Genomic DNA, 10,552 nt, shown 5'->3' with positions numbered 1-10,552 from the left:
AAATTAATTTCTCCGACTATATTCAGATGGCTGAGTGTCTGTATAGTCATTTGAAATAAGAATGAAGCAGCGTTACCGCGCCTTGCCCCAATCCAACGAAACGACTATATAAAGTCAAAAAAAGCCGTCTGAATATTGCGTGCTGCGCGCGGCAAGCAATATTCAGACGGCTTTTTTTATCCTAATAATAGCCCAAGTGCCTTATTCGGTTTTTTCAAACACCAAATCCCATACGCCGTGCCCCAGGCGTTTGCCGCGGGCTTCGAATTTGGTTTCGGGGCGGTAGGCCGGGGTTGGGGCGTAATCGGCGGCGGTGTTTTTCAGGCTGTCGAAGCCGCTCAATACTTCCAGCATCTGCACGGCATATTCTTCCCAGTCGGTGGCCAGATGAATATAGCCGCCTTTTTTCAGTTTGGGCAGCAGCTTGGCGACAAACGGGGTTTGCACCAGGCGGCGTTTGTTGTGGCGTTTTTTGTGCCACGGATCGGGGAAGAAGATGTGGATGCCTTCGAGTGCGCCGTCGGCCAGCATGTTTTCCACCACTTCTACGGCGTCATGGCGCATCACGCGGATGTTGCCGACTTGCTCTTCTTCCATCAGCTTCAAGATATTGCCTACGCCGGGGCCGTGTACATCGATGGCGAGAAAATCGCGCTCGGGCAGGCGTTTGGCGATTTCCACCGTGGCCGTACCCATGCCGAAGCCGATTTCCAATACTTTCGGATTGTCCCGTCCGAAACGTGCGTTTAAATCGATGGGCGCGGCTTGGTAATCGACGCCGAACTGCGGCCACAGGGTATCAATCGCCCGCTGCTGCGCGGCGGTCATGTGGCCTTGGCGTAATACGAAGCTGCGGATGGCACGCAGATGCTCCGGCGGCACTTGGCTGCTCGGCGCGGCCTGTTCGGGGGCGTTTTCCGGGGTAGGGGTAGAATCTGTCATCTTCAACAATTATCCGTTATATCGGGGAAAGGCCGTCTGAAAATACGGGTTTTCAGACGGCTGTGTGTCGTGAAATCATATCGAAATACAGGCCGGTAAACCAAAGACCGGTTTGGCTTCAACCCGCGCTGCAAACGCGGCATTATACCTGAATTACCGTCAGGCCGAATAAGAATGATGCGGGGCAGCCGGTATCATACTTTGGGATGACGGTATTTTCAGACGGCCTTTTCGGCAGCGGCTTATGATTTGGCTTTGCTGCGCCCTTTGCGTTTGGGTGCGTTTTCGCCTGCGGCTTTGACTTTGACGGTCACGCCGCTTTTGCCTGCCGGGCGGTTTAACAGCTGGCTGATGGGCTTGGGTTTGCCCGCAGAAAGTGGCAGGCCGGGTGCAGCTTCTGCTTTGGCTTTGCGCTTGCCCGATGCTTTTTTCTCCGCTTTGGCCGATGCTTTGGCTTTCTCTGCTTTTTGTTTGCGCTCGGATTTGGCTGCGGCGGCGTTTAAATGCGCTTCCACTTCTTTGGCGCTCAGTTTTTTACTGCGTTTTTTGGCGGACTTGCCTTGCGCGGCTTCGGCTTTGCTGCCGGCCTTGCTTTTCGGCTGCGCGGCGGCCTGCGCTTTGCGGCGTTTTTTACCGGCTTCGCCGCCGCTGATTAAGGTTAAATCAATCTTGCTGGTATCCAAATCGGCGCGGGCGACTTTGACGGTTACGCGGTCACCCATGCTGAAGCGGATGCCGCTGCGTTCGCCCTCAATCGCCATGATTTCGGGGCGGAAGTTGAAATAGTCTTCACCTAAGTCGCTGATGTGCACCAGGCCATCGATATGGATATCGTCTAAGGTGACGAAGATGCCGAAGCTGGTCATGCCGGAGATTTTGCCGCCGAACACTTCGCCGACTTTGTCGCGCATATAGTAGGTTTTCAGCCAGCTTTCCACATCGCGGCTGGCATCGTCGGCGCGGCGCTCGCAAAACGAGGTATGCACGCCCAGCGCCTGCCAGGTTTTGTTCGGCTGATATGTCTCGCCCTGCAATACGGCTTTAATCGCGCGATGTACGGTCAAATCGGGATAGCGGCGGATGGGCGAGGTAAAGTGGGCGTAGGCTTCGTAAGCCAGGCCGAAATGCCCGTCGTTGCCCGGCTCGTACACCGCCTGCTGCATGGAGCGCAGCAGCATCACTTGCAGCAGCTCGGCATCTGGGCGGCCTTTAAACTGTTCGGCCAGGGCGGCATAATCTTTCGGCGTCGGGCTGTCGCCGCCGCCTAATTGCAGGCCGAGCAAGCCCAGCTGCTCGCGCAGGGTTTTCAGTTTTTCCGGCGTCGGGCCCAAGTGGTTGCGGAACAGTACGGGGTGTTTGTGTTTCAACAAAAACTCCGCCGCGCACACGTTCGCCGCCAGCATACATTCTTCAATCAGCTTGTGGGCATCGTTGCGGACAACGGGTACGATTTTTTCAATCTTGCCGTTGTCGTTGAATATCATCTGCGTTTCCGCGCTCTCAAACTCCACTGCGCCGCGCTGGAAGCGTTTTTTCTGCAGGATTTTAAACAGGGCATACAGCGTATCGATTTCTTTTTTATGCGGATGATCGATGCCGTCTGAAATCCAGTTCCATACCTGCGTATAGGTCAGCCGCGCATGAGAGCGCATCACCGCAGGGTAGAATTTGTATTCTTTAATATTGCCCGCATACGTTACCACCATATCGCACACCATACACAGGCGCTCGACATCGGGATTAAGCGAGCAGATGCCGTTGGAGAGGTTTTCCGGCAGCATCGGAATCACGCGGCGCGGAAAATACACGCTGGTGCTGCGCTCGATGGCGTCGGTATCGATGGCATCGTTCGGGCGCACATAATGGCTGACATCGGCAATCGCCACTACCAGGCGGTAATTGCGGCCGATTTTCTCCGCATACACCGCGTCATCGAAATCGCGCGCCGTTTCGCCGTCTATCGTCATCAGCGGCAAATCGCGCAAATCCACGCGCCCCTTTATATCGCTTTTACGCACATGGTCGGGGATTTTGGCCGCCGCTTTGGCGCAGGCATCGCTGAACTGGTGCGGCAGATGGTGTTTGCGTACCGCAATTTCGATTTCCATGCCGCTGTCGGCATAATCGCCCAGCACTTCGATGATTTTGGCCACGGCAGGGCGGTGATGCTCGGGATAGGTTTCGATTTCCGCCACCACCACTTGGCCGGACTCGGGGCGGAATGCCGCCACGCTGTCGGGCTCCAGCGCGATGCTCTGCGTCAGACGCTTGTCTTCTGCCTCCAAAATCGCCACACCGCGCTCCATATAGAAACGGCCGACCACCTGCTTCTGCGCGCGTTCCACAATATCCAAAACCGTGCCTTCGCGGCGGCCGCGGCGGTCGACCCCGGCAGGGCGGACCGTGACAATATCACCGTGCATCACGCCGCGCATCTGGCGCTCGTACAGCACAAAATCGCCTTCTCCCGTCGGCTCCAGCGGCACGGCAAAGCCGAAACCGTCTTTATGCGCCTCCACGCGGCATTTCACCAGCGCCAGCTTATCGGCTGCACACACTGCACCACGGCGGTTAATCAATACCTGCCCGTCGCGCGCCATCGCTTTCAGACGGCGCTCGAAAAATTCATATTCGTCTTCCGTAATCGACAATTCGCGTGCCAGATTTTCGATTTTCTGCGGCACGCCTTTCTCCTCCAAAAGCTGGATGACCCATTCGCGGCTGGGCAGAGGATGCTCGTAACGCTGCTTCTCCCGACTCAGATACGGGTCTTTTTCTCGCAAATTTAATGATTTAGTATTTTTCTTCATTTTTAGTGTTGACAATCTTTCTTAGAAATATATAATAGCGTCTTCTTTGAGAGGCACGATACTGTACCTCAAAAAGACAAACAAAGCAAAGCCCAGGTGGCGGAATTGGTAGACGCGCTAGCTTCAGGTGCTAGTATCCTCACGGGTGTGGAAGTTCGAGTCTTCTCCTGGGCACCAAAATCATTTTGGTACGCTTTGCTTGATTACAATCTGAATTGCCCAGGTGGCGGAATTGGTAGACGCGCTAGCTTCAGGTGCTAGTATCCTCACGGGTGTGGAAGTTCGAGTCTTCTCCTGGGCACCAGACACCATCCGGTTATCGAGCCGGATTTTTTATTGGTAGGATTTTACACTGCCGGTATTGCGGAATGATGACATTCCCACTACAATTTATATGACCACAGAGAGGTGGATGAGTGGTTGAAGTCGCACGCCTGGAAAGCGTGTATACGTGAATAGCGTATCGAGGGTTCGAATCCCTTCCTCTCTGCCAGATGCCCATCCCAAGCTGTCACAGCTTGGGATTTTTTGTTATTTTTTCCTTTAAAATCAGCATTTTGGTGTGTAAACCCGTTACGTGCAGTAACCTTTGATTACTTTCCGTCCCGACATTTTGATGGTAGCCTTGATGGTAATTGCAATGGAAAAAGCAGTGTTAATAGACATTGATTATCCTGAATGTCTATCTAAGCCTAAAAAAGCCGTCTGAAAATATGATTTTTCAGACGGCTTTTTTACATTTTATGCGTTTTATCTAATCTAAATATAAACGAGGGCTGCCGATTTCAAAACGAAATATGCCGGCAGCCGCATCACCCGTAGCGGCGTTGGAAATCCGCCATAAATTCTGCCAGTGCTTCCACGCCTGCGTAAGGCATGGCGTTGTAGATGCTGGCGCGCATGCCGCCGACGGATTTGTAGCCTTTGAGCAGGCGCAGGCCGCGCAGTTCGGCTTCTTGGATGAATTTTTTATCCAAATCGGCACTGGCGGTTTGGAAGACGACGTTCATCTTGGAGCGTGCGTGCGGGGCGATGTCGTTGCGGTAGAAGCCGCCGCTGCCGTCGATGGCAGCATACAGCGTTTGTGCTTTCAACTCGTTGAGCGCTTCGATTTTTTTCACGCCGCCTTGGGTTTGCAGCCAGCGGAATACCAGCCCGGACATATAAATCGGGTAGGTGGCGGGGGTGTTGTACATGCCGTCTTTGTCGATGTGGGTACGGTAGTTGAACACGGCCGGAATGTTTTTCGGGCAGCGCTCGAGCAGGTCTTCGCGGATGATGACAACGGTTACGCCGGCAGGGCCGATGTTTTTCTGCGCGCCTGCGTAAATCAGGCCGAAGTCGGATATGTTGATTTCGCGCGAGAGAATTTCGCTCGACATATCGCAAACCAGCGGCGGCATGCCGTCTGAAAGTTTCGGCATATCGGCGTATTGCAGGCCGTTGACGGTTTCATTGCTGGCAAAGTGGACGAATGCGGCGTTGCGGTCGATGTCCCAGTTGTCGACGGGCGGCAGGTCTTTGTAGTCGAACTGCTCGCCGCCGTGCGCGGCCAGATGAATGCGGGCATCGGTCAGCAGCGGCATCTGCTCGTAGGCCAGGCGGCTCCAGTTGCCCGTTACCACGGCATCGGCGCGCTCGAAGCCGTGCGCCAGATTCATAGCTGCCATATTAAACTGCGTGGTCGCGCCGCCTTGCAGAAACAAGACTTGGTAGTTTGCGGGAATGTTTAAAAGGCTGCGTAAATCCTGCTCGGCATGATGCAGTATGCCCATAAACATATCCGAGCGGTGGCTCATCTCCATCACGGAAAAGCCCGTGCCGTTGTAATCGAGCATTTCCTGCTGCGCGGTACGCAATACGGCTTCGGGCAATACGGCGGGGCCGGCGGAGAAGTTGTAAATCGGGCTGACTGACATAACGGGCCTTTGCAAATGTTTCGATGAAAATATCCGCCTGATTGTAGAGTGCGGGCGGGCTTTCTGCAAGTATGGGGTTGAAATATCAGGCTTACAGGCTATCGGTAGGCTGACGATACAGGGGGCGCATGGAAAACCAGCGGCGCAGCTCGATTTTTATTTGCTCTAATGCGGCGGTTTTCGAGCTGGGAACATGGCTGTGGCTGACCAGAAAAATCCTTCTCCAGGGCGAAGGGTGGCAAAAAGGGCGACAGGTCAGCGCATACTGGCCGGATAGCATGTCGCACAGGCTGGCGGGTACGAACATCCAGTCTTCATCCTGCATTAACGGCAGGGCGGTATTAAGGGAATCGCAACGGATATTGCTGCTGCCTTCGGTAAATATGCCTTGATGCCAGAGATGGTAGTGCCAACCCCATTCGATATAGATTTCTTTGGCGGTGTCCAACATCTGCATTTCTATAGGCGCTGAGTCGGCCGGAATATTGCGCCCGGCTACCCAGATTTCCTCTTTGCAGAGTTCTTCGAGCTGGATATGGGTTTCTTTGTGGGTTACATCCGTAACCAAACCGATGTCGAGCCGCCGATTGGCAATCTCGCTGACGATTTCACGACTGTGCAGGTTGCAGATGTCGAGTTTGCAATAGGCCTTGTTGCTGATTTCACGATACAGAGGCGGAAGGATATGCAAATTCAAGCTCTCTATGGCGCCAATATGTACGGTAACGTGGTTTTCTTCCTGCTTGAAGCGTTTGATTTCTTCCGACAAGGTCAGCCAGTTGACGGCTATTTTTAAAAATTTCTCACCTTGAATGGTCAGAGAGGCTTCTTTTCCACCCGGCTCGCGCCGTATCAACACACTGTCTAAAGAATCTTCCAGTTGCTTAAGGCGGTAGCTGATGGTGGATTGGGTGATATTAAGCTGCTCTGCCGCACGGGTCAGGCTTTTGGTCACAGCAACCGCGATAAAAGCTTCTAAAAAAGCGTGTTTCATGGCGTTTCTCCCTTTGCGGTATCAAAAATATTCATTTTTTGAATATTCTATATATAAATTTTCCGTTTTTCCATTAAAAACCATGTCTTTATAATTTATTCAGCCGTATTGTCCGGCGTTGAACCCTCATGATGATGGAAAGGGAGGTTACCATGTTTTCACTGTCTTTATCAGCAGAAATCCGAAGCCGTTTTGCTTGCGTGGATGAGGATCCTGATTATGGCACACGCTTGTTTTTCGATAATTCAGGCGGCTCTTTGCGTTTAAAAGAGGCTATCAGAATAAAGGAAGCCATCGATTTGCTGCCGGATTGTCCTGAGCGGCAACACCGCAGGGCTTTGGACTTTCAGGAGCTGATTGCCAAAGGCATACAAGATGTATTAGGTACCGTGTTCGGTGCAGGCTCGGGAAAGCTGATGGTGGAGCAAAGTGCTTCGCAAGCCATGTTCCAAGTGGTAGCGGCCATTATGGAAAATGTCGGCGGCGGCAATGCGGTGACGACCAATGTTGAGCATCCCTCCGCTTACGATGCCGTAAAGTTTTATTGCGAAAAAACACAGCGGGCATTTCGCGTAGCGGCAGCCGACCGCGACGGCTTTGTGACGCCGCAATCAGTGGCTGCGCTGGTGGATGAGCAGACGGTCTTGGTCAGTGTGATAGCGTCTTCCAATATCTCCGGCAACATTATGGACTTGCCTGGCATTATCCGGGCGATCAGAGCCAAAAATCCGAATGTTTATATCATTACCGATGCGGTGCAGCATATGCCCCACGGTACGTTGGATGTTGAAGCATTAGGCATAGATGCCGCCAATTTCGCGCCGTATAAGTTTTTTGGCGGCAGGGGCGTGGGTTTTGCTTATCTTTCCCCGCGTTTGGCACGGCTGCCGCATCACCGCTTATTGGATAAGCCTGAAGACACTTGGATTTTGGGTACCCCTACGCCGTCTGTATTTGCTTCTTTTTCTGCGGTTATCGACTATGTATGTTGGCTGGGTAAGACTTGCGGCGGTCAGGGCAGTCGTCGCGATTTGTATTTATCAGGCATGCACGCCATTGAAGAGCAAGAGCGCTTTTTACTGCACAGGTTGCTGGAAGGAGGCGGAGAGATGCCCGGCTTGCGCCATCAGCCTAAAGTACGGGTATATGCAGACACGCCGGATTTATCCCGACGCGATTTAATCGTAGCCATGGGGATAGAAGGCTGGGATTTCGAAGCCTTGCGGCTGGCTTACGAGCGGGCTGGGGTGGTGGTATATGAGCGGGTAAACAGCAGCATCTATTCCCGCCGTATTGTTGAGGCATTGGGCTTGAGCGGTGCTCTACGGGTTTCACCGCTGCACTGTCATACAGCAGAAGATATCGACCGCTTTTTGGCGGTAACTGCCGAATTGGCAGACGCAGCGCCGCCGCATGTTTTGGCAAAGTAGTATGGGTTTGAGATAAAAATATTTTCAACAGACCGAATCAGATAAACCGCCGGATGTGGCATGGTTTTGGCAATTCTGATTTGTAATCTCAAACCTTGTACAAACTGCTTATCCGAATGCATATAAATAAAACAAAAAATACAGGAGAAATAAGATGAAGAAATTAAGCCTTTCTACCAAAGTCGCTATCGGTTTTGCCGCCGGTATTGTGCTGGGGTTGATTTTTCAGGAAAAAGTGCTGGTTATCAAGCCGGTGGGTATGATTTTCCTGACTTTGATTAAAATGATTGTTGTGCCGCTGGTGTTTTTTTCCATTGCTTCGAGTGTTACCGGTATCGACAATATCCAGCGTTTGAAACGCATCGGCGGTAAAACACTGCTGTATTATGTATCCACCACCGTTCTGGCGGGCTGTATCGGCTTAACGGTTGCACACTTGCTTCAGCCCGGAGCCGGTATGGATATTTCCGCATTGGCCGTATCCAATCAGCCAACCGAAAACAAAGAAATACCCAATATCGGCCAGACCATAGTCAGTTTGTTTCCTGCCAATCCTTTTCAAGCATTGGTAGAGGGGAATTTGATGCAGGTTATCGTCTTTTCGCTGTTTCTCGGCGTATCCATGGTGTTGCTGGGCGAGCGGGCGAAAATGCTGCGGGATTTGATGAGCACGGGTACGGAAGTGATGTATAAAATGACCGCCTTGGTCATGGCACTCTCTCCTTACGGCGTTGCCGCTTTGATTGCCTGCTCCATCGGCGAATACGGCATCCAAGTATTCGGTCCGTTGGCACAATTTATCCTGACGGATTATCTGGGTCTGTTGGCCGTTATTCTGCTGGTGTATTTAGCGATGCTAAAATGGATTGCCAAAGTACCTCTGGGTGTCTTTTTTAAGAAGATACTGCCGATTTGGGCGGTAACGGCCAGCACCACCAGCAGCTCGGGCACCTTGCCGGTAACAACGGAAGTTGTGGAGAAAAAGCTGGGTGTGCATAATGAGTTGGCTCAGTTTACGCTGCCGATTGGTGCAACCATGAATATGAACGGTGCAGTGGTTTATTATTCGGCGGCCGTGATTTTCGTGTCACAGATTTACGGCGTGGATTTGGACGTGACATCACAAATCACGTTGATTTTGTTGACTACGCTGGTATCTATCGGCTCACCGGGTATTCCGGGCGGCGGTATTGTGATGACCGTCATGCTATTATCTACTATGGGATTGCCTTTGGAGATTATGGGTTTGATTGCCGGAATGTACCGCATATTGGATATGGGGCATACCACTTTGAATGTAACGGGTGATGTGGTCAGCACCTTGTGTATTGCCCGAAAGGAAAAGATGCTCGACGATGACATCTTAAACGGCTGATAAAGCCTATCCTCACCGGCTATGCCGTCTGAACTTTGATTTTCAGACGGCATTTTTGTTTGCCGCCTTGCAAAGATTTTTCATCAGGCCGGCAGATTAAACAGATGAAATTGATTATAATCGTTTGCATAGGAAATGACGGCGGCAAGCGGGTGAGAGCTTTGCTATGCGGTTTTTTCAGACGGCTTTTGCGGAAAATCCCATCAGGCCGTCTGAAAACAGCGCCAGGCCGTCTGAAAACAGGAGCAAAGCCATGTCGGTAAACCACTATGAAAACTTCCCCGTCGGCTCGCTGGCCGTACCGCGCCGCCTGCGCAAGCCCATCCATGCGGTTTATGCTTTTGCCCGTACTGCGGACGACATTGCCGATGAGGGCGAGTTGTCCGATGAAGAGCGGCTGTGGGGATTGATGGATTTGGAGCAGGAGTTGGCGCGTATCGGCAGGGGTGAAAAGCCGCTGATGCCGCTGATGCAGCGTCTGCAATCGGAAGCCATCCGGCCTTTTAATCTACCGCTGGCGCCGTTTTACGACCTACTTTCGGCATTCAAACAGGATGTGGTGAAAACGCGCTATCAGAATTTCGGCGAGCTGGTTGATTACTGCCGCCGTTCGGCCAATCCCGTCGGGCGGATTATGCTGCACCTTTACGGGAAGACCGATGGCGTCAGCATCGCCCGCAGCGACGGCATCTGCACCGCCCTGCAGTTGATTAACTTCTGGCAGGACGTAGCCGTGGATTGGCAGAAAGGGCGGGTATATATCCCGCAAGACGATTTGCAGCGTTTCGGCGTAACCGAAGCGCAGATTGCCGAAGGGCGCGCCGATTTTGCGTTTCAGCGGCTGATGGCGCACCAATGCACGCGTGCGTTTCAAATACTTAAATCCGGCTCGCCGCTGGGCAAAACGCTGAAAGGGCGCATCGGTTTTGAGTTGCGTATGATTGTGGTCGGCGGCCAGCTGATTTTGCAAAAACTCGACGGCTGCAAATACGATGTATTCACGCAGCGTCCGGTATTGGATAAAAAAGACTGGCTAATCATTATCAAGCGCGCCTTGTTGAAAAAATAGCCTGCTTACAATG

General features: G+C 52.4%; 7 protein-coding genes and 3 tRNA genes. 6 read left to right on the top strand and 4 right to left on the bottom strand.

Annotation, left to right across the window (positions count from 1 at the left end; translation table 11 throughout):
- Positions 1 to 201: 201 nt before the first annotated feature.
- Positions 202 to 942 carry a tRNA (guanosine(46)-N7)-methyltransferase TrmB gene (trmB, locus tag BDE01S_RS04775; RefSeq protein ID WP_082790422.1) on the bottom strand — a complete coding sequence of 247 codons (741 nt, stop codon included), beginning with the start codon at positions 940 to 942 and terminating at the stop codon, positions 202 to 204.
- 242 nt (positions 943 to 1,184) lie between these two features.
- Positions 1,185 to 3,752, bottom strand: coding sequence for a ribonuclease R (rnr, locus tag BDE01S_RS04770; RefSeq protein WP_115225412.1), 2,568 nt, complete (start codon positions 3,750 to 3,752; stop codon positions 1,185 to 1,187).
- 90 nt (positions 3,753 to 3,842) lie between these two features.
- On the opposite strand from rnr, the gene BDE01S_RS04765 reads away from it, so the two are divergent.
- The 3 genes from BDE01S_RS04765 to BDE01S_RS04755 all read left to right on the top strand — a co-directional run bounded on the left by BDE01S_RS04765 (position 3,843) and on the right by BDE01S_RS04755 (position 4,245).
- Positions 3,843 to 3,929 (top strand) — tRNA-Leu (locus tag BDE01S_RS04765).
- Positions 3,930 to 3,969: 40 nt separating this feature from the next.
- Positions 3,970 to 4,056: transfer RNA gene (locus tag BDE01S_RS04760), tRNA-Leu, on the top strand.
- A gap of 98 nt (positions 4,057 to 4,154) precedes the next feature.
- Positions 4,155 to 4,245: transfer RNA gene (locus tag BDE01S_RS04755), tRNA-Ser, on the top strand.
- A 319-nt stretch (positions 4,246 to 4,564) separates the two neighbouring features.
- Here the strand turns inward: BDE01S_RS04755 and serC are convergent.
- Both serC and BDE01S_RS04745 read right to left on the bottom strand, forming a co-directional pair.
- Entirely contained in the window at positions 4,565 to 5,671 is a 1,107-nt protein-coding gene (gene serC, locus BDE01S_RS04750; protein ID WP_066077999.1) for a phosphoserine transaminase, read from the bottom strand.
- 91 nt (positions 5,672 to 5,762) lie between these two features.
- Positions 5,763 to 6,665 carry a LysR family transcriptional regulator gene (locus tag BDE01S_RS04745; RefSeq protein ID WP_066077996.1) on the bottom strand — a complete coding sequence of 301 codons (903 nt, stop codon included), beginning with the start codon at positions 6,663 to 6,665 and terminating at the stop codon, positions 5,763 to 5,765.
- Positions 6,666 to 6,817: 152 nt separating this feature from the next.
- Here BDE01S_RS04745 and BDE01S_RS04740 point away from each other — a divergent pair, with 152 nt between their 5' ends.
- The 3 genes from BDE01S_RS04740 (at position 6,818) to hpnC (ending at position 10,539) form a co-directional block, all read left to right on the top strand.
- The gene (locus BDE01S_RS04740) at positions 6,818 to 8,095 is read left to right on the top strand and encodes an aminotransferase class V-fold PLP-dependent enzyme (protein ID WP_218015852.1); all 1,278 of its coding nucleotides are present in this window, start codon (positions 6,818 to 6,820) and stop codon (positions 8,093 to 8,095) included.
- Between the two features lie 154 nt (positions 8,096 to 8,249).
- Positions 8,250 to 9,470, top strand: coding sequence for a dicarboxylate/amino acid:cation symporter (locus tag BDE01S_RS04735; RefSeq protein WP_066077995.1), 1,221 nt, complete (start codon positions 8,250 to 8,252; stop codon positions 9,468 to 9,470).
- A 253-nt stretch (positions 9,471 to 9,723) separates the two neighbouring features.
- Positions 9,724 to 10,539, top strand: a complete 816-nt coding sequence (hpnC, locus tag BDE01S_RS04730; protein ID WP_066077992.1) for a squalene synthase HpnC — start codon at positions 9,724 to 9,726, stop codon at positions 10,537 to 10,539.
- Positions 10,540 to 10,552: the final 13 nt, after the last annotated feature.

It is taken from the genome of Bergeriella denitrificans NBRC 102155, assembly GCF_001592185.1.
Classification (GTDB): domain Bacteria; phylum Pseudomonadota; class Gammaproteobacteria; order Burkholderiales; family Neisseriaceae; genus Neisseria; species Neisseria denitrificans.
This window is presented reverse-complemented; position numbering and strand designations above follow the sequence as displayed.